This is a genomic window from Velazquezella soli, assembly GCF_977018685.1.
In genome coordinates, this window is sequence record NZ_CDRNXF010000005.1 from 437,409 (window position 1) to 456,275 (window position 18,867).

Below are 18,867 nucleotides of genomic sequence, written 5' to 3' on the forward strand. Positions count from 1 at the left end.
TTAAGGCGGTGTCCAATCGATGCGCAGCACTCTTTCTTCAGTTCTACCAGTCCTGGCCGTCGCGGCCCTGCTTAGCGGCTGCACGAGCATCGGCACTCTCAAGCCGGCGACGCCGGCTGTTGCCGCCTTCTGGCATGCAACGCTTCCGCATCGCGGTCGAACAGCCGATCTCGTGACCTGGTGGGCAAGCTTCAAGGATCCCTCGCTGGATGCCTTGTTGTACATGGCGGACCGCGAAAACCCGACTATCGAGCAGGCGGTGGCAAATATAGACAAGGCGCGCGCTACGCTCGACAGCACCGCGTCAGGGCTTTTCCCATCGCTCGACGGCTCTGCATCGGCAAGCCGTGAGGGCAATAAGGGTAACGACAATAACAGGCTGACCGCCGGGACGACAAAGAGCGGCGGGCTTGATTCCGCCTGGGAAGTCGATCTGTTCGGCAAGACCAAGAAGCAGGTGCGCGCCGCTGCATCGCGGGCCGCTGGCGAAGTCTGGTCCTGGCATGATGCCCGCGTTTCGATTGCCGCCGAAGTGGGCGACGACTATGTCCAGTACCGCGCCTGCCGCGAACTGGAGCGCCTCTACCGCGACGAGCTCGCATCGCAGACGGCCACCATCCGCGCCACGGAACGGTCGGCACAATCGGGGTTTACCTCCACCGGCGACCTGGCGCTGGCAAAGGCAAGCGCTGCGGCCTCATCGTCAAGCCTGACGGCCCAGCGCGGCGAGTGCGAGATCCTGATCAAATCGATCACACAATTGACGGGTGGCGACGAACCAGCGGTTCGCCGGCTGCTCGACCAGGGCAAACGGCGTATTCCGCAGCCATCTGCGGTGCGGATCACTGCCGTGCCTGCCGACGTCCTGCGACAGAGGCCCGACGTCAATGCGCTGGAGGCTGAAGTCGCCGCAACGATTTCGGACGTCGGCGCGGCGAAGGCCGATCTTTACCCCAGCCTCAGCCTCAGCGGATCGATCTCGATCAGCCAGTCCAGCGTGACCGGCCGGTCTGTTCCCTGGTCCTTCGGACCGGCGCTGTCGGTGCCGTTGCTGGATGGCGGAGCACGACGGGCGGCGGTGCGTAGCGCAGTTGCGGATTACGATCTCGCGGTCGCAAATTATAAGTCGGGCGTTCTCAGTGCCGTTGCCGAAGTCGAGACGGCGATGTTGCGGGTCGATACGGCGCTTCGGCGGATTTCGGATGCGAAAAGCGCTGCCGACAACTATCAGCGCTATTTCCGCGCGGTCGACCAGAACTGGGCGTCCGGGGGCGTCAGCATTCTCGACCGCGAAGAAGCTCGCCGATCGGCGCAATCGGCGGCCATCACTCTCATCGAAATCAGGCGCGACGCCGTCCAATACTGGATAGCCCTCTACAAAGCGCTTGGCGGAGGCTGGTCCATTCCGACCGCCGCTGCCTCTTCTGCACGGGAACTCAACTAATGCTTAAAACATCACACCCGCTCACGACGATGGCGCTTGCCTGCGTCGTCTGTCTTGCTTTCACCCCGGCAGGCCGGGCACAGGACGCGACGCAGACGACCGCCGGCGCGGCCGCGCTCACTGTCAGCGTCACGAAACCGGAGGCTTCCCAGTGGCCGGTGCTCATCCCGGCAAGCGGGCGCCTTGCTGCCTGGCATGAAGCGGTAATCTCCGCCGAAGTCAGCGGATTGCGGATCATCGGCATCAATGCGGATGTGGGAGCGACGGTAAAAAAAGGCGAGTTGCTGGTGCAATTCGACGCCGAAACCGCGCAGGCCGAGCTCGAGCAACAGCAGGCAAGCGTCGAGCAGGCAAAGGCCGATCTCGATCAGGCGGTCGCGAATGCCGACCGTGCCCGCGGGCTGACCGGCTCCGGTGCGATCTCCGCCCAGCAGACGACCGAGTATCTGATCACGGAGCGCAAGTCGAAAGCGGCGCTCTCGTCGTCGAAGGCCGCGCTGGCATCCGCGCAGCTGACCCTTGACCGCACGAAGGTCTACGCGAACGACGATGGCGTGATCTCTGAACGGTCCGCGTCGCTTGGCAAAGTGGTGACCGCCGGCGACGAACTGTTCAAGCTGATCCGCCAGAACCGCATCGAGTGGCAGGCGGAGCTGCCGGTCAAGCGGCTGACCGATGTCAAGGAAGGCACCAAAGCGGTCATCCCGACCCCGCTCGGCGATATCAGTGGCGAGGTGCGGCTTGTTTCGCCCACGAGCTCGACCGCCAACGGTCGGGTCACTGTCTATGTAGCCCTGCAGCCCGCAGTCGGAATGCCACAACCGAAGACCGGCATTCTCGTCAGCGGCAATTTCGAATTCAGCGCCACCGATGCGCTGACAGTTCCGGCAACGGCCGTCACCCTGAGGGACGGCTTTTCCTACGCGTTCGTCCTCAACGCGACAGATCAGCCGACGGTAACACGCAAGCGTGTCGAGACCGGCCGGCGGCAAGGCGACCGGGTCGAGATCGTATCGGGGATCGACACGACCGAGGAAGTCGTCGTCTCCGGCGGCGCGTTTCTTGCGGACGGTTCCGTGGTGCGGGTGGTCGATACGGTCGCCGCAGCCGAGACGGAGGCGACGAAGTGAATTTTTCCTCCTGGTCCATCCGCAATCCCGTTCCGCCAATCCTGCTGTTCGTCCTACTGACGGCCTGCGGCCTGTGGGCGTTCAACCGTCTCGACATCCAGAACTTTCCCGACATGGATCTTCCGACGATCGAGATCAGTGCGTCGCTCGACGGGGCCGCAGCCTCACAGCTTGAGACCGAGGTCGCCCGCAAGATCGAAGACGAACTGACGGGACTGACGCGGCTCGATTCCGTGACCACGACGGTCACCGATGGTTCCGTCAGCATTTCCGTCGCCTTCGAAGTTGGAAAGAACACGCAAGAGGCACTCGACGAGGTAAAGAGCGCCGTCGATCAGGCGCAGGACGACTTACCTGAAGAAATGAACGCACCGACGGTTTCCAAACAGTCGCTGAATGCATCGCCGCTGATTACCTATGTGGTGCGGTCAGACACGCTGGATGCGGCGGAACTCTCCTGGTTCATCGACAACAATATGTCGCGTGCCCTGATGGCTGTCGAAGGCGTCGGCGAAGTCGGGCGCCTGGGTGGCGTCGACCGGGAGGTCCGCGTCGAACTCAACGCCAATCTGCTCGATGGCCTCAGTCTGTCTGCAAACGACGTCAACGGGCAGCTCGATTCAGTGCAGTCTGACCTGTCGGGCGGCAAGGGGCGGATCGGCGGCGAAAGCCAGTCTGTCCGAACGCTGGCGGCCGTCGGCAGCGTTGAACAGCTCCGCGCACTGCCGATACCATTGCCGGAGGGAAACTGGGTTCGGCTGGACGAACTCGGCACGGTCACCGATTCCCACAGCGATCTCAGCTCGCTTGCCTATATCAACGGCAAGCCGGTCATTGCCGCGCAGATCAAGCGGTCCAAGGGCTACTCGGACGTCGCCGTCACGGACAGTATCCGCGAACAGATGAAGTCGTTCGCGGCTGAAAATCCGCAAGTGACGATCGAAGAGGCCTACAACACGATCGTCCCGATCGAGCAGAACTACGAATCGTCGATGCATATGGTCTATGAGGGCGCGCTGATTGCGATCTTCGTGGTCTGGCTCTTCCTGCGTGACTGGCGGGCGACGCTTTTGGCGGCTGTTGCCTTGCCCTTGTCGATCATCCCGACGTTCCTCGTGATGTATCTCCTCGACTATACACTGAACACGATCACGCTTCTGGCGCTGTCTCTTGTGGTCGGGATCCTGGTCGACGATGCGATCGTCGAGATCGAGAATATCGAGCGACATCTGAACATGGGGAAAAGCCCCATGGATGCAGCCATGGAAGCGGCCGATGAGATCGGCCTCGCCGTGATCGCCACCACCTTCACCCTGGTCGCCGTGTTCCTGCCGACAGCCTTCATGGGCGGTATTCCCGGCATCATCTTCAAGCAGTTCGGCATCACGGCCTCCGTCGCCGTCCTCGCCTCGCTTCTCGTCGCGCGTCTGGTGACGCCGATGATGGCGGCCTACATCATGAAGCCGAGCGGCAAGACACACGAAGGCGACGGCCGCCTGATGCGGTCCTACCTCTGGGCCGTCAAAGGCGCGCTTCGTCGGCGCTGGATACCAGTGCTCGGCACGGTCGGCTTTCTGGCCTTCACGATCCTGCTGCTCAGCCATCTGTCGACCGGGTTCTTTCCGGCTTCCGATAGCAGCCAGACCCAGGTCACGATCACGACGCCTCCAAGCTCGACCATTGAATCGACCGACGAAGCGGCGCGAAAGGCGTCCGCGGTCATTGCCGGCGGCGACCACGTCACCTCGGTTTTCCAGGCAACGGGCACGGCCTCCACAGGCGGGATGAACAGCACCTCGAATGCCAGCACCAACAGTGCGACGCTCGTCGTCAACCTCACGTCGATCGACGACCGCGACGTCAAGCAATCTCAGATCGAAGCGGATTTGCGCAAGGCGCTGGAAACCTTGCCCGGCGTCCGTCTTGAGATCGGATCCGGCGGCAATGGTACGCAGCTGACGCTGACGCTGGCCGGCGACGATTCCGACCTACTGGAAAAAGCGGCCGCCAGCCTCGAATCCGATCTGCGCACGCTACCCGGCATCGGCAACGTGACCTCGTCGGCCGCGACCCAATCGCCGGAGATCACCATCCGCCCTAATCTCGCGGAAGCCGCATCTCTGGGTGTGACCTCGAAGGCGATCGCCGACGCCATTCGGGTCGCAACGGCCGGCGCCTATGATGCGGCCCTGTCGAAGCTCAACCTGCCGGAACGCCAGGTCCCCATCCGGGTCATGCTCGACACGGCGAGCCGGCAATCGCTGGATGCGCTGTCGCTCATCCCGGTCGAGGGCAAGGACGGCAATGTCGCGCTCGGCGCCATCGCCGACATATCGCTAGGCTCTAGCCCCAGCCAGATCGATCGGCTCGACCGGTCGCGCAACGTCTCGCTCACGATCGAGCTCAACGGCCGGAGCCTTTCGGAAGTGACGAACGAGGCAGCGCAGCTGCCCGGCTACAAGAACCTTCCGCAGGGCGTGAAATTCGTCGAGCAGGGAGAGTTGAAGCGCCAGAGCGAGCTGTTCAGCAGTTTCGGATTGGCGATGGCGATCGGCATCTTCTGCGTCTACGCTGTGCTGGTCCTGCTTTTCCATGACTTCCTGCAGCCGGTCACGATCCTGATGGCCTTGCCGCTGGCTCTCGGCGGCGCGCTCTTGCCACTGGTGCTGACGGGAACAAGCTTCTCGATGCCTGCGGTCATCGGCCTGCTGCTTCTGATGGGCATCGTGTCGAAAAACTCGATCCTGCTCGTCGAATACGCGATCGAGGCGCGGCGCGCCGGTATGTCACGCTACGACGCGCTGGTGGATGCCTGCCACAAGCGGGCGCGGCCGATCGTGATGACGACGATCGCCATGGCCGGCGGTATGCTACCCGCCGCCCTCAGCCTCGTATCCGGCGATTCAAGCTTCCGCCAGCCGATGGGCATCGTGGTGATCGGCGGCCTCATCACCTCAACCTTCCTGAGCTTGCTGGTCATCCCAGTCGTGTTCACATTCCTGGATGATCTGTTGGTCTGGCTGAAGGGACGGTTCCACTCGCGCAAGCAGCACCCCGCAGAGTAGCGCCAGTCTAAGTCTGGCGGCAGCCGAAGCCGGACGGCTTTGATGTCGCCCGGCTGGCGCGTGAGCCGGGCGACATCGCGCGCATCAATGCGGATGCATGCCGGACACAAGTCCGGTTTCGGTCGGGAGATAGGCCTCTCTCCCCGAGACGCTTTCGATCCGAATTCCATAGTAGACGGGTTTGTTTTGCACCCCGGCCGCTGCTGTTTTCAGTCCTCCAGGCAACCAATAGGTTGCGTTGCTGGACTGCAGAAGAGACCATGCACGCGCATATTTCGGCCATTCGGCAGCCTGATCGAATTCCTTGAACTGACCATTTGCGATTACGGTTCGCCATTGTTGTGGACTGGAGATTTCGTCTGCCAGAATGCACACGGAGTTATTCTCGCGCATCCACGAGATCTTCTTGCCCTCGAGCGAGAAGCTGTAGAACCAGTCGTCCTCAATGATGAAAGAAATCGGAACCGTGTACGGGCGGCCTTCGAGGACGCAGGACAGTCTCCCCATCCGGGTTTTTGAAAGAAATGCCATGCACTCCTGATAATCAAGTTCTCTTATATTCATCCCGTCTGCCTTTCGTGAGGGCGCGCTTTCCGCTCCTCAAGCCGAAATCCTCAAATTCATTATGTCAGTGATGACGTTCAGTGGTGACGTTCATACGCTCGGGCTGAACAGATTTTGCCCCTGGCTTCTGAACCGGTCAAAGATCGCCGAAACAGTGCGAACATAGGGTCTCCCCTTTGCCGTCATCGAGATGCGGTTCGCCCGCACCGTCAACAGACCGCTCAGAGCGAACGGTCGCAGCAAGGCCAATTCGTCGGCATAACCGGCGGCATTCTGTCCCAGATCGACGGAGAAATCGCACATCAGGCGTTCGATGATTGTCGCGCGTTCATGATCGTCCTCGACAAAGGCGTGGCCGCGTCGCGTGGGTAGAGACCCCTCCGCGATATGGCGTTTGTAAGCCTCGATACCGGATTCCGACTGCGTGTAGCCACCGGGGAGCCGCGAGATGGAAGAGCACCCGAACCCCAGCAGGATCGGGCGATCGTCGTCCGTGTAGCCTTGCAAATTGCGGCGGAGCCGACCTTCTCTTGCGGCAGCCGCCAGCCGATCGGAAGGCTTGGCAAAATGATCGATGCCGATCGCCTGATAGCCCTCGCGGATGAAGAAAGACGCGATCGCGCTTGCCTGCTGCAAACGCTCGATGGGTCCAGGAAGCGATGCGCTATCGATCAGGCGCTGGTTGGCCCTTCGTGATGGTAGATGGGCGTATCCATAAAAGGCGATGCGATCCGGATTAAGGTCCAAGACGGAACGGCAGGTGGTCAGCAAGCTTTCCTGGGTTTGGTTCGGAAGACCATAGATCAAATCGAAATTGATGCGTGAAATGCCGGCGTCGCGCAGGTCGCGGACGGCGGCGGCCACCTTTTCTTCCGGCTGCTCCCGCCCGATTGCCTGTTGCACAACGGTGTCGAGATCCTGGACGCCGAGACTGGCGCGGTTGATCCCGAGCCGGCCGAGCGCTTGGCAAAGATCGCGCCCGAGCATCCGCGGGTCGAGTTCGATCGAATGCTCGTAGTCGTCTTCCAGGTCGAAATGCTTCTTGAGCATACCGAGAACGGAGCTCAAGCCTGCCTCGCCCAGAATGGAGGGCGTGCCGCCGCCCCAGGCGATGCGGCCGATCTTCAGCCGGGCTGGCAGGTGAGCGGCAACCAGCGCGATCTCTGCCTCCAGCGTGGTCCGGTAGTCCTCGACCGGCTCGGCCTTCCGAACCGCCTTGGCATGGCAACCGCAATAGTGGCAAAGCTGCCGGCAATAGGGAACGTGCAGATAGACAGAGACCGGTTCGGCCGGATCAAGTTGGCCGAGCCAGGCGGCCTGTTCCTTGGGCCCCACCGCCTCGCTGAAATCCGCGGCGGTGGGGTAGGATGTGTATCGTGGAACCGGCATTTCCGCGAGACGCTCGACCATATCCGGTTTCATGCGGCCGGATCTCCGACGGCGCTGCGTTTTGGCTTGTTTGAGGGGTCCGGAAGCGCCGAGAGGCGCCGGTCTTCCTTCATCTCGAACCACATGGCGTTGAGGATGGCAAAGACGCAGGCGAGGCCGACGCCGAGGATCCAGGAAAAATACCACATGAATGATCTCCTTCAGTAAGCGTTCGGATTGCGACCGATCGAAGCCGCGTTCACTGGACCGCGCATCACGTGGTAGACCCAGGCCGTGTAGGCGAGCACGATCGGCAGGAAGACGACGGTCGCCAGCAGCATGATGAACAGGGTGAGGTGGCTGGATGACGCGTCCCAGACCGTGAGGCTCACGGCCGGATCGATCGACGATGGCAGAAGAAAGGGAAACAGCGACAGGCCGGCGGTCGAGATGATGCCGAAGATGGCAAGGCTCGATCCAGCGAGTGCGATCTTGAACCGGCGGCTGCCGAGTCCTGCCAGGGCGACGAGCGACCCGACGAAGCCGAGAACCGGCGCGTTGATCATCCAGGGATATGCATGGTAGTTGTTCAGCCATGCTCCAGCCTTCGTGACGACGGTTTTCGCCAGCGGATTGGATGGACCGGCAGCTTCCTGAACACTGGTGACGACATAACCGTCCATACCGAAGGCGACCCACAAGCCGGCGAGCGCGAAGAGAGCAACGGTGGCTGCGGCCGCCATCCGGCCAAAGCGCGTTGCACGTTCGGCGACCGGTCCGGCGCAGCGCATGGCGATGACGACGGCCCCGTGCATGACCAGCATCGACAGGCTGGTGAGGCCCGCGACCAGGGCAAAGGGACGAAGAAGCCCGAAGAAATTGCCGTCGTAGTGGGCCCTCATCGTACCGTCGAGGCCAAAGGGCACACCGAGCAGCACGTTACCAACCGCTACACCGAAGATCAGCGCCGGCACGAAACCGCCGATGAACAGCGCCCAGTCCCAGGTGCTTCTCCAGCGCGGATCCTTGACCTTGCCGCGGAACTTGAAACCGACCGGCCGGAGGATGAGGGCCAGCAGGATGGCGATCATGGCAAGGTAGAAGCCGGAGAAAGAAGCCGCGTATAGCGCCGGCCAAGCGGCAAAGATGGCGCCGCCGCCCAGAACGAGCCAGACCTGGTTCCCTTCCCAGGTCGGCCCAATCAGGTTGAGCAGGATGCGCCGCTCCTCGTCCGTCTTGGCCGCAAATGGCAGGAGGGCGCCAACGCCGAGATCGTAGCCGTCGGCGATGGCAAAGCCGATCAGGAGGACGCCGAGCAGCAGCCACCAGATGATCCGCAATGTTTCATAATCGAGAGGTAAATGGGACATGGACCTTGCTTTCGAATGAGAGGGTCAGCGTTGCGGCGCAGCGGCGGCGCGTTCGGGAACCACTGCCGATCCGCGAATGCCGTCGATCAGCACGTATCTTTCGCTCGGACCTGCCTTGATGATTTTGAGCATCAGCAGAACCATGATGACGGCAAGCGTCGTGTAGACCGTGAGGAAGAAGCCGAGGCTGATCGCCAGATCCACGAGGGTTAGGCCCGACGCGGCATAGAAAGTCGGCAGCACTCCCTCGACCACCCAGGGCTGACGCCCGTATTCGGCAACGAGCCAGCCGAGTTCGATGGCAACCCATGGCAGCGGCAGGCTGAACAGGGCGATCCACAGAAGCACGCGGTTTTCACCAAGCCTGTGGCGGGAGGCCAGATAGAAAGCCACCGCGAAGAAGACGATCAGGTAGAGGCCGATCGCAACCATGAACCGGAAGCTCCAGAACAGCGTCGGCACGTCCGGCACGGTATCCCAGGCGGCCTTTTCGATCTGCTCGTCGGTCGCCGCCGGCACGTCATCGACGTAACGCTTCAACAGGAGTGCATAACCGAGGTCATGCCAGGTATCGGCAAAGGTCTGGCGGGCAGCAGCATTGTTGCGGTCGGCACGAATCTGGTCCAGCGCCGCATAGGCGGTCATGCCGTTGCGGATGCGGACTTCCGCACGCTCGACCAAGGGCAGAATGCCGGGCACCTCGGTGGAGAGTGATCGCGTGGTGATGAGGCCAAGGACGTAAGGGATTTTCACCTCATAGCTGTTCTCGCGGACGCCCGGGATGGCAAAGACATTGAGGCCGGCAGGGGCCGGTTCTGTTTCCCACATGCTTTCCATCGCAGCGATCTTCATCTGCTGGTGCTCGGTCGCGACATAGCCGCTCTCGTCACCAAGGACGACGACGGAAAGAGCCGAGGCGAGGCCGAAGCTCGCAGCGACCGCCATCGACCGCTTGGCTAGATCCAGATGGCGTCCCCGCAGCAGGAACCAGGCGCTGATCGCCATGACGAACATGGAGCCGGTGACATAGCCGGCGCTGACCGTGTGGACGAACTTTGCCTGCGCCACGGGATTAAAGATGACAGCGGCGAAATCGGTGATTTCCATGCGCATGGTATCGGGATTGAAGGTCGAGCCGACGGGGTTCTGCATCCAGCCGTTGGCGATCAGGATCCACAGGGCCGAGAAGTTGGCGCCGAGCGCCACGAGCCAGGTCACGGCCAGATGGCCGACTTTGGAAAGCCTGTCCCAGCCAAAGAAGAAGATGCCGATAAACGTGGCTTCCAGGAAGAAGGCCATCAGGCCCTCGATCGCCAGGGGCGCCCCGAAGATATCGCCGACATAGTGGCTGTAATAGCTCCAGTTCATGCCGAACTGGAACTCCATGACGATGCCGGTTGCGACGCCCAGCGCAAAGTTGATGCCGAACAGCGTGCCCCAGAAAAGCGTCATGCGCCGCCAGATTTCGCGCCCGGTCATCACATAGACGCTTTCCATGATGGCCATCAGGAACGACAGCCCCAAGGTCAGCGGAACAAAGAGGAAGTGGTACATTGCCGTCGCCGCGAACTGCAGTCGCGAAAGGTCGACAACCGTAAAGTCGATCATGTGTCTACCCGCCTGTTTTCAGGTTTTCCGGTTCGAAATCCCCGGTCTGAAAGCGGCATAATCCACCGCACGGGCCCCGTGCATTGATTGCAATCAATGAGCCCGCCTGCATGCCGGATTAGATAGTCCCACGACGATCAGGGCAGTGCGGAAACCGATGACCACAAGCACAGACGAGCAGGAAATGGGTGAAGATGGCGGCGACCGGAAAGCGCTTTCCGCCCTGCGCCGACACGGCGGCATCGCCCTCGGCATCGCGGTCGCACTCCCTATACTCTCCGGCCTGCTGCTGATCGGGCAGGTGCTCCTGTTGTCGCAGGTGCTTGGCCGGGCCATCGAGGATGGTGTTCCCCTCGAACAGCTCTTTCCGCAGATCTTCGGTTTCGCCTCCCTCCTTGTTCTCCGGATCGCGCTTGCCTTTGCTGCCGAGTGGGCGGGATCGCTCGCCGCCGAAAAGATCAAGCGAACGGTGCGCGACAGCCTGACCACGCGGCTGCTTGCCCCTCGTCCGGACTGGAGACAAGACCGGTCGTCCGGCGCGCTTGCCAGCACGGTCGTCGATCAGGTCGAGGCGTTGGACGGCTTCTTCTCACGGTTCCTGCCCGCAACCATTCAGGCCGCATTGCTGCCCATCGTCTTTGCTGCGGCAGTGATGCCGTTCGACTGGGTAGTCGGGTTGTTGTTCCTGTTCACGGCGCCGATGATCCCGCTGTTCATGGCGCTTGTCGGCTTCGGGGCGCAGGCCGCGAGCGATGCACAGGCCAATGCGCTGTCGCGATTGTCGGAATATTTCGCCGATCGTCTCGGTGGTCTCCTCACGCTGAAGCTGTTCGGACGAATGGAGATCGAGGCTGGAGCCATGCACGAAGCGACAGACCAGCTTCGCCGGCGGACGCTGCGCGTGCTGCGCATCGCGTTCCTGTCATCGGCGGTGCTCGAATTCTTCGCAGCGCTCGGCGTTGCCGGCGTCGCACTTTACGTCGGCCTCAGCTATCTCGGCATGGTCGACCTGCCGGGTACGCAGTTGTCGCTCCAATCCGGGCTTTTCTGTCTGCTGCTGGCTCCGGAAGTTTATCTTCCGCTTAGATCGCTCGCCGCACATTACCACGACCGCGCCCATGCCAAGGGGGCGGTCGCAGAGATCGTGCGGCAATTCGGCGAGCTTCCCATGCCCGTGGCTGTGATCATCCCTCCGGCACCGGTGCGGCTTGTCTCCTCCGCGGTCCCGATCCTCGCCACCAATTTCAGCATCAAAACGCCGGACGGTTGCTCCATTCTGCTCACATCGAGCAGACTTTCCATCCCGGCTGGCCAGCATATCGCTCTCGTCGGCCGCAGTGGCATCGGCAAGTCGACGCTGCTGAATGTGCTGGCAAGGCTTGCGCGCACTGAGGGAACAATCGAGTTCGGCAATCGCCGGCTCGATGACATCGATGAGCGCGACCTCCGCCGGATGCTGACCTTCGTCAGTCAGAAACCGCATCTCTTCCACGGCACGATCGCCGACAATATCCGCCTCGCTGATCCCGGGGCCAGTGACGACGCAGTGCGCCGCGCGGCCGATCTGGCCCTGGTCACCGCGTTCAGCGATGGACTTCCGGACGGCCTTGCCACCAGCATCGGAGAAGGTGGGCTCGGCCTGTCGGGCGGCGAGGCGCATCGCGTCGGCCTGGCCCGCCTCTATCTCACGGATCCGTCCATCATCCTGCTTGACGAGCCGACCGCGCATCTCGATCCCGAGACGGAAGCGACCGTGCTCGATCGCCTCCAGGGGTTCGCCCAAGGGCGGACGATGATCATTGCCACGCATTCGATGACGGTCGCTTCCCGCATGGACGCGACAGTGCGGTTCGAGAACGGACATCTCTTGCCAATGAAGCCGACCCTGTCTGTCGTTTCCTCTGGTCGGGAGTTTGCCGCATGAGAGCGCTCCTGTCTTTCCACCCGCTGTTTCGGCGCCATCTGGCAGGCTTCGCTATTGCCCTGGGCCTTTCGCTTGCGACACTTCTCGCGGGCGTTGCTCTGCTGGGCATTTCCGGCTGGTTCCTGACCGCGGCATTCCTGACCACCGCTACCATGAGCTTCAATCTTTTCGGTCCGTCGGCTGCCGTCCGAGGCCTGTCGATGCTGCGCATCCTGTCGCGCTACGGCGAAAAGCTCGTCGGTCACGACACGACGCTTCGAGTACTGGCCGACATCAGAGAATGGCTGTTCAGACGCCTCGGTCCTGGCGTGCATCAAGCCAACCAAGCGCTCCGCAAAGGCGATGCGGTTTCCCGTCTGACGGCAGACGTGGATGCGCTCGACAGTGTGTTCATCGTCGCAGCCGGTCCGCTCGTGACGGGTGTACTCACAGCAACGGCAGTGACCGTTTTCCTGTCCGTCATGCTGCCGGCAGCTGCCATCCTCTACGCGGTCGTCATGGCGACAGCGCTGTTTGTCGTTCCGATAATGCTTTCAAGCGGAACGCGCCGGCTGGGCGCCCGGGTCATAGACCTCTCGACCGAACTGCGTGTGGCGGCGTTCGACATGGTCGACGGCCACGCCGATCTGATTGCATTCGGTGCTGCCGATCGGATGCGGGCACGCTCCGATGCAATCGCTGCAGATCTTTCAAGGACGAGGCTGCGTCTCGCCCGTGCCTCGGCATCGGCGTCAGCAGCAATCGCCGTCCTGGGAGGACTTGCAGTCGTCTGCACATTGCTGACCGGGCTGACGGCTCTGGAACGTGGCCTGATCAGCGGCCCTATTCTCGTCGGCCTTCTTCTCGCCTCGCTCGGGAGCTTCGAGGCAACGGCGGCCGTCACCCGTCAGGTCGCAAAGTTCGGTAGCGCGATCGCCGCGGCGGAGCGACTGAGGAGACTGGCGGAGACACCACCTGTTGTCGTCGATACGCTCCACCCGGCAGCCCTTCCCGCCGGGGGAAGTATCTCAATCGAAGGCCTGACCTTCGGCTACAATCCGCGGCGGCCTGTCCTACGGAACCTCGATCTGACGGTGAACGCCGGAAGCAGCGTCGCCATCATGGGGGAAAGCGGCGCCGGAAAATCCACACTCGGCGCCCTTCTCCTGCGCCTCGCTGATCCCATCGCGGGAGCCGTGCGCGTTGCGGGTACGGATATCCGCGACATCGCGCAGTCCGATCTTCACGCCAGGATCGCCCTGCTCGAACAGAACGCGCCGGTCTTCATCGGCACGATCGGTGGCAATCTGAGGATCGGCTGCAACGGAGCGAGCGATGACGAATGCTGGTTCGCTCTCGGCAAGGCGCGTCTCGCCGACTTTGTGCGCAGTCTGCCTTCCGGTCTGGAAACGCCGGTCGGAGAAGCCGGTCATACACTCTCCGTTGGACAGGCGCGGCGGCTTTGCCTCGCCCGAACACTTCTGTCCAAGGCGGAGATCCTCGTTCTCGATGAGCCGACCAGCGGTCTCGACCGGGAAACCGAACTCTCGTTCTTCAGTGATCTCAGGAACGCGACGGTGGGACGAACCGTCCTCCTCATAAGCCATGCGTACTTGCCGGTCGGGATCGTTGACCGCATCCTCCATCTGACGGACGGACGTCTGCGCGAAGATCAGTGAACGTTGATGCCTGCAACGGCCTCAAGCGCGGACATGTCGATCAGTTCGACGGTTTGCGGATCGGGCAGCCGGATCATGCCAGTATTGCGCAGCTTGGTGAAGGAGCGGCTGACGGTTTCGATCGTCAGCCCAAGATAGTCCGCTATGTCGGTCCGCGACATTGGCAGTGACAGAGGATTGGCGGAAAGCTTATGCTCCGCAGCCCTTGCAGACAGCGCCAGAAGAAAGCTCGCAAGCTTTTCGACCGGCGCCAGGCGCCCGAGGATCATCTGATTATCACGGGCCTGGCGAAGCGCCGAGCGGGTAAAGGAATGCAGCCGGTCCTTCAGCTTGGGGTAGCGTTCCATCAGCGCATGCATTTCGCGCGTCGAGAACGAACAGAGCTGGACTGAACCAATCGCTTCCGCCGTGGAGGAATGGACGTCCTCATCCGCCAGGCCAAGATAGTCGCCCGGCAGCAGAAAGCCGGTGATCTGGCGGCGTCCATCGGGGAGCGCGATCGATAGTCGCAACATGCCTGCAGTAAGGCTGTAGGTCCGATGCAAAGGGTCGCCTTCACTCACAAGCATCTCGTTGGGAGCAAGATGCCGAGAGGTCATGATCTTGTCGAGTTCGGAAAGTTCCTCGTCAGCCAACGCAGCACAAACAGCCATTGTGCGCACATCGCAGTTGGCACAAGCGCTGCACGCTTTCCGCCGATGTACCGATTTCTGAGTGGTGAAAGGACTGTCGTGCGTATCTACCAATCGATCGTTCTCGTCTGCTGTCACTTCAACATAAAATATTCAGTGGGACACACAACCGATATTGCGGATGCCGACGATCAGGAACGCCCAACCATCCTGCCAAGTGTATGACGCATGTCGACGAATACAACATATTATCACGTTTGCGATGGGCAATGATCGCGATCGGCGTGTATGGCGGCCGCTCCGCAGCTTCGGCCTACAACTCTTTCCGACGGAGCCTAATAGGGAATGCCGACATAGTTTTCGGCGAGTGCTGTTGCGGCAGCCTTCGAGCCTACGAGGTAATTGAGTTCCGCTTCCTGGATTTTCCGGTCGAACTCGCCGGCTTCGGGAAAGCGGTGCATCATCGTCGTCATCGACCAGGAGAAGCGCACGGCGCCCCATACCCGTTTGAGGGCTCGCATCGAATAGGCGTCGATTGCCGCGGCTGATTTCTCTGAGAAATACTCCTGCAGACCTTCGAACAGGTAGAACACGTCACTGGTTGCAAGGTTCAACCCCTTGGCGCCGGTCGGGGGCACGATATGGGCGGCATCGCCGACCAGGAACAGGCGGCCGATCCGCATCGGCTCGGCAACGAAGGACCGCAACGGCGCGATCGATTTTTCGAATGAGGGGCCGACGACCATGCTTTCCGCATGCTCCGCCGGCAGCCGCCGACGCAGTTCGTCGTAGAAGCGCTCATCCGACCAATCCTCGATCTTCTCGTCCAGTCCGCACTGGATATAGTAGCGGCTGCGGCTGGCCGAGCGCATCGAACACAGTGCGAAACCGCGGCTGTGATTGGCGTAGATCAGTTCGTGGCTGACCGGCGGCACATCCGCCAGGATCCCGAGCCAGCCGAACGGATAGACCCGTTCGAACGTCGTGAGACTGTGCTCCGGCACCGATTTACGGCTGATGCCGTGGTAACCGTCGCAGCCGGCGATGAAATCGCAGTCGATCCGGTGGCTGACGCCCTCTCTTTCGAATGTCACGTACGGGTTCGTTCCATCGAAGTCATGCGGCGCTACGTTTTCGGCACTATAGATCGTGGTTGCGCCGGAGGCTTCGCGCTGATCCATCAGGTCGCGGGTGACTTCGGTCTGGCCGTAAACCAGCACGCGTTTTCCTGTTAGCCCGAACAGGTCTATGCGGTGGTCGCGGCCGTCGAAGGCAAGCGAGAACCCGTCATGTGGGAGGCCGTCCCTGTGCATCCTGTCCGCCGCACCGGCACGCTCCATCATGCTGACCATGCCTTCCTCCAGCACGCCCGCCCGCACCCGGCCAAGGATGTAGTCCTTGCTCACCCTGTCGAGAATGACGTTTTCGATACCGGCATTGGTCAGCAATTGGCCAAGCAAGAGACCCGAAGGGCCAGAACCGATGATGGCGACTTGGGTGCGCATGAAATCCTCCGTAGATCTTGGGGTCTCTTTAAGCGCACCCGCAGGCGTTTGAACAATGGATTATACGGCCAATCTATAGGACTGATGCCGGTCCGCCTTCACGGAGAAAAGCAACGCTCGCCGGACACGGAGAGCCGTAGGATGACGTCCAGACGTATCATACCAGGCCGTCGCGACGACGGCCTGCCCGATCAGTGCCTTCACTTCAGCGGCGAGAAGGGCAGCGGCATGGCGATCTGGCTGGTCATTTCAGGTGTCAGCCAGTCCGGCCCGCCCTTCGGTGGCCATTTTCCGTCGGTGACCGATTTCCCGCGTGCCTCTGTGCGGGCGGCAAGGCTGGCATAGGGCCAGATCTGGGTGAGCCGTGGTCTGCCGTCGAGCCCGTACATGGCAACGGTGAGCTTCGAATAGGCCTCGCGCGCGGGCACCGCATCGGCCCATTTTTCCGCGGTCGGCGTGATGCCGTTGATCCGGGTGTGATAGGTGCGGAATTCATAGACCGGGCCAAACGTGCCCGCCTCGACGGGAGCCAGGAATTCCAGCGCCCGGTAGCTTTCCATGTTGAGCGACACCAGTTGCTCGACGCAGCCGAAGGGGTTGTCGCTGCGCAACGCCCGCTCGCGCTCGCCGTAGAGACTATCGAGACTGTCAAAGGCCCGCAGCAGAAAGATACGGTTCAGCGAGCCGATATCGGTGCCCCAGGCTCCGCAGAGGCGCCCTTCCCCTGATGCCACCCAGGCTTCGATCCCAGGCGTTGCCTTGCCGGCGCCGAAGATCACCGTGTCGAGCGTCGCGAGTTCATAAAGGCTCATTCCATTTCCTCCTGTGAAATTGTCTCGGATACTGTGACGGACTGGCCGGACAGAACCCGACCGGCGATGTATCCGAACGTCATGCCCGGACCGAGTGTGATGCCGCCGGACGGGTAATTGCCGCCCATGATCGACGACATGTCGTTGCCGACAGCAAACAACCCGGGTATCGCCTCGCCGCCCGCGTCCAGAACCCGCGCCTGCGGATCGGTGCGCAGACCGGCGAAGCTTCCGAGCGATCCGGGCACGATCTTCACCGCGTAAAACGGCCCATGAGTAAGCGGTGCAAGCGATGGATTGGGCGCGTGGTCGGCATCGCCCTGGACCCGGTTGTAGGCGGACCGGCCACGCCCGAATTCGGGGTCTTCGCCACGCTCGGCATGTCGATTGAAAGTCGCGACCGTGTCTGTGAGAGCTGCTTCGAGAATGCCGCAGACCGCGGCAAGCTCGGCCAGCGTTCGGCCTCTTTTGAGGTAGCCGGAACGGATCGCGGGGCCGAGAGGAAACGGAAACGGCTTTGCCCATCCAAGGCCCCAGCGCCGCTGTGCCTTGTGGTCGGCAATCAGCCAGGCAACGGGCGGGCTTGCCTGCGGCGTCGCATCGAGCAGCGCCTTGGTGAAGTCGTGATAACTGTCCGCCTCGTTGACGAACCGCCTGCCCGACGTTGTAACCGCGATGATGCCGGGCTTGGCGCGTTCGATCAGATGCGGGAAATGGGCAACGCTGCCATCCGGCCGTGTCACCAGCGACACCGGCGCCAACGCCATGGCCGAGGCGAGATCGGCCGAAACGGTGGCGCCGACGGTTTCCCCCAGCCGCAATCCGTCGCCCGTATTGCTGCGGGGTGCGGCCGAAAAATGCCCCTCGCCGCCGCCGGCCGATCCGGCGAGCGCAGTCAGACGGTCGCGGTCATGCGGAAAACCACCGGTCGCCAGCACGACGCCGCGCGCCGCATGAACGATCGTATCGCCACCTTCATTGCCCAGCCGCGCGCCGACGACCCGATCGCCATTCTGCAACAGCTCTTTTGCCGGCGCCTGTTCCATCATCGAAACGCCGAGATCGAGCGCCGAGCGCAGCAAACGGGCAACAAGAGCATTGCCGTTGACGAGATGCATGCCGCGGCGGTGCAATGCAAGATCGCGAAAATGCCGGACGAGCCGGCCCGCTGCGTAAAGCCCCGAACGCGGCTTGCGGGTTGCCTTGAAGAAATGTCCGATGTCGGCACCGCTTGCGAGCCCCATGCCCCAGAGGCTGGCGACGTCGAGCGGCGGGCGGAGCTTGTCGATCCATGGACCGAGACGCCGCCCGTCATACGGGGCCGCGGTCACCGACCGGCCACCCTTCAGAGCACCGGGCGTGTCGTGGAAATCCGGCACGCGATTGCCGTCCACCCAGCGGACCTCCGTATGATCCTGAAAGAAGGAAACCATTTCCGGACCCTTGTCCAGGAAGGCCGCGACGCGCGGATCACCGTAACGGTTGCCGAGTTCGCTGCGCAGGTATTCGCGAGGTCCGTCCGGTGGTTCGTCTATTCCGGCGGCGCGCGCGAGGGGATTGCGGGGTATCCAGAGCCAGCCGCCCGACCAAGCCGATGTACCGCCGAAAACAGAAGCCTTTTCAGCGACGATGACCTTGCAGCCGTAGTGCGCTGCCGTCACCGCCGCCGCGAGCCCGGCAGCGCCGGAACCGATGACGAGAACATCACAGGTCATGGTAATCACAGATTGCCGTTCCATCCATCCCCGCCTTACGTGCATGCCCGGACAAGAGAGTGGAACGGCGCG

14 protein-coding genes are annotated in these 18,867 nt (G+C 62.1%); 5 read left to right on the top strand and 9 right to left on the bottom strand.

Going from position 1 to position 18,867, the window contains the following annotated elements; translation table 11 throughout:
- The first annotated feature begins 19 nt into the window (after window positions 1-19).
- The 3 genes from AC0JZ8_RS22485 to AC0JZ8_RS22495 are packed head-to-tail and all read left to right on the top strand — an operon-like array spanning window position 20 to window position 5,639.
- The gene (locus tag AC0JZ8_RS22485) at window positions 20-1,444 is read left to right on the top strand and encodes an efflux transporter outer membrane subunit (RefSeq protein ID WP_471893618.1); all 1,425 of its coding nucleotides are present in this window, start codon (window positions 20-22) and stop codon (window positions 1,442-1,444) included.
- The gene (locus AC0JZ8_RS22490) at window positions 1,444-2,574 is read left to right on the top strand and encodes an efflux RND transporter periplasmic adaptor subunit (protein ID WP_471893619.1); all 1,131 of its coding nucleotides are present in this window, start codon (window positions 1,444-1,446) and stop codon (window positions 2,572-2,574) included. Before AC0JZ8_RS22485 ends, AC0JZ8_RS22490 begins: the two co-directional genes overlap by 1 nt.
- Window positions 2,571-5,639, top strand: a complete 3,069-nt coding sequence (locus tag AC0JZ8_RS22495) for an efflux RND transporter permease subunit (RefSeq protein WP_471893620.1) — start codon at window positions 2,571-2,573, stop codon at window positions 5,637-5,639. Before AC0JZ8_RS22490 ends, AC0JZ8_RS22495 begins: the two co-directional genes overlap by 4 nt.
- An 84-nt stretch (window positions 5,640-5,723) precedes the next feature.
- Here the strand turns inward: AC0JZ8_RS22495 and AC0JZ8_RS22500 are convergent, their stop codons facing one another.
- The 5 genes from AC0JZ8_RS22500 to AC0JZ8_RS22520 form a co-directional block, all read right to left on the bottom strand.
- Window positions 5,724-6,170, bottom strand: a complete 447-nt coding sequence (locus AC0JZ8_RS22500; RefSeq protein ID WP_471893621.1) for a pyridoxamine 5'-phosphate oxidase family protein — start codon at window positions 6,168-6,170, stop codon at window positions 5,724-5,726.
- Window positions 6,171-6,293: 123 nt separating this feature from the next.
- Window positions 6,294-7,625: an oxygen-independent coproporphyrinogen III oxidase gene (gene hemN / locus AC0JZ8_RS22505; RefSeq protein WP_471893622.1), complete on the bottom strand. Its 1,332-nt coding sequence runs from the start codon at window positions 7,623-7,625 to the stop codon at window positions 6,294-6,296.
- Window positions 7,622-7,780 carry a cytochrome bd-I oxidase subunit CydX gene (cydX, locus tag AC0JZ8_RS22510; protein WP_471893623.1) on the bottom strand — a complete coding sequence of 53 codons (159 nt, stop codon included), beginning with the start codon at window positions 7,778-7,780 and terminating at the stop codon, window positions 7,622-7,624. The genes hemN and cydX overlap by 4 nt, the downstream gene beginning before the upstream one ends.
- Window positions 7,781-7,792: 12 nt before the next feature.
- Entirely contained in the window at window positions 7,793-8,941 is a 1,149-nt protein-coding gene (cydB, locus tag AC0JZ8_RS22515) for a cytochrome d ubiquinol oxidase subunit II (RefSeq protein WP_471893624.1), read from the bottom strand.
- Between the two features lie 24 nt (window positions 8,942-8,965).
- Window positions 8,966-10,546, bottom strand: a complete 1,581-nt coding sequence (locus AC0JZ8_RS22520; RefSeq protein WP_471893865.1) for a cytochrome ubiquinol oxidase subunit I — start codon at window positions 10,544-10,546, stop codon at window positions 8,966-8,968.
- A 160-nt stretch (window positions 10,547-10,706) separates the two neighbouring features.
- On the opposite strand from AC0JZ8_RS22520, the gene cydD reads away from it, so the two are divergent.
- Both cydD and cydC read left to right on the top strand, forming a co-directional pair.
- Window positions 10,707-12,473, top strand: coding sequence for a thiol reductant ABC exporter subunit CydD (gene cydD / locus AC0JZ8_RS22525; protein ID WP_471893625.1), 1,767 nt, complete (start codon window positions 10,707-10,709; stop codon window positions 12,471-12,473).
- Window positions 12,470-14,131, top strand: coding sequence for a thiol reductant ABC exporter subunit CydC (gene cydC / locus AC0JZ8_RS22530; RefSeq protein ID WP_471893626.1), 1,662 nt, complete (start codon window positions 12,470-12,472; stop codon window positions 14,129-14,131). The genes cydD and cydC overlap by 4 nt, the downstream gene beginning before the upstream one ends.
- Here the strand turns inward: cydC and AC0JZ8_RS22535 are convergent.
- The 4 genes from AC0JZ8_RS22535 to AC0JZ8_RS22550 all read right to left on the bottom strand — a co-directional run bounded on the left by AC0JZ8_RS22535 (window position 14,125) and on the right by AC0JZ8_RS22550 (window position 18,819).
- Window positions 14,125-14,784, bottom strand: coding sequence for a helix-turn-helix domain-containing protein (locus AC0JZ8_RS22535; RefSeq protein ID WP_082471789.1), 660 nt, complete (start codon window positions 14,782-14,784; stop codon window positions 14,125-14,127). The genes cydC and AC0JZ8_RS22535 overlap by 7 nt on opposite strands.
- A gap of 314 nt (window positions 14,785-15,098) precedes the next feature.
- Window positions 15,099-16,268 carry a 4-hydroxybenzoate 3-monooxygenase gene (gene pobA, locus AC0JZ8_RS22540; RefSeq protein WP_062459363.1) on the bottom strand — a complete coding sequence of 390 codons (1,170 nt, stop codon included), beginning with the start codon at window positions 16,266-16,268 and terminating at the stop codon, window positions 15,099-15,101.
- 200 nt (window positions 16,269-16,468) lie between these two features.
- A complete protein-coding gene (locus AC0JZ8_RS22545) occupies window positions 16,469-17,080 on the bottom strand; it encodes an NIPSNAP family protein (RefSeq protein WP_471893627.1) in 612 nt (203 codons plus the stop codon).
- Window positions 17,077-18,819, bottom strand: a complete 1,743-nt coding sequence (locus tag AC0JZ8_RS22550) for an FAD-dependent oxidoreductase (protein ID WP_471893628.1) — start codon at window positions 18,817-18,819, stop codon at window positions 17,077-17,079. The genes AC0JZ8_RS22545 and AC0JZ8_RS22550 overlap by 4 nt, the downstream gene beginning before the upstream one ends.
- Window positions 18,820-18,867: the final 48 nt, after the last annotated feature.

Bases quoted from the DNA above. Each gene is read 5' to 3' on its own strand.
- AC0JZ8_RS22485 (WP_471893618.1), top strand. From the start codon at position 20: ATGCGCAGCACTCTTTCTTCAGTTCTACCAGTCCTGGCCGTCGCGGCC.
- AC0JZ8_RS22490 (WP_471893619.1), top strand. From the start codon at position 1,444: ATGCTTAAAACATCACACCCGCTCACGACGATGGCGCTTGCCTGCGTC.
- AC0JZ8_RS22500 (WP_471893621.1), bottom strand. From the start codon at position 6,170: ATGGCATTTCTTTCAAAAACCCGGATGGGGAGACTGTCCTGCGTCCTC.
- hemN (WP_471893622.1), bottom strand. From the start codon at position 7,625: ATGAAACCGGATATGGTCGAGCGTCTCGCGGAAATGCCGGTTCCACGA.
- cydX (WP_471893623.1), bottom strand. From the start codon at position 7,780: ATGTGGTATTTTTCCTGGATCCTCGGCGTCGGCCTCGCCTGCGTCTTT.
- cydB (WP_471893624.1), bottom strand. From the start codon at position 8,941: ATGTCCCATTTACCTCTCGATTATGAAACATTGCGGATCATCTGGTGG.
- cydD (WP_471893625.1), top strand. From the start codon at position 10,707: ATGACCACAAGCACAGACGAGCAGGAAATGGGTGAAGATGGCGGCGAC.
- cydC (WP_471893626.1), top strand. From the start codon at position 12,470: ATGAGAGCGCTCCTGTCTTTCCACCCGCTGTTTCGGCGCCATCTGGCA.
- AC0JZ8_RS22535 (WP_082471789.1), bottom strand. From the start codon at position 14,784: ATGGCTGTTTGTGCTGCGTTGGCTGACGAGGAACTTTCCGAACTCGAC.
- pobA (WP_062459363.1), bottom strand. From the start codon at position 16,268: ATGCGCACCCAAGTCGCCATCATCGGTTCTGGCCCTTCGGGTCTCTTG.
- AC0JZ8_RS22545 (WP_471893627.1), bottom strand. From the start codon at position 17,080: ATGAGCCTTTATGAACTCGCGACGCTCGACACGGTGATCTTCGGCGCC.
- AC0JZ8_RS22550 (WP_471893628.1), bottom strand. From the start codon at position 18,819: ATGGAACGGCAATCTGTGATTACCATGACCTGTGATGTTCTCGTCATC.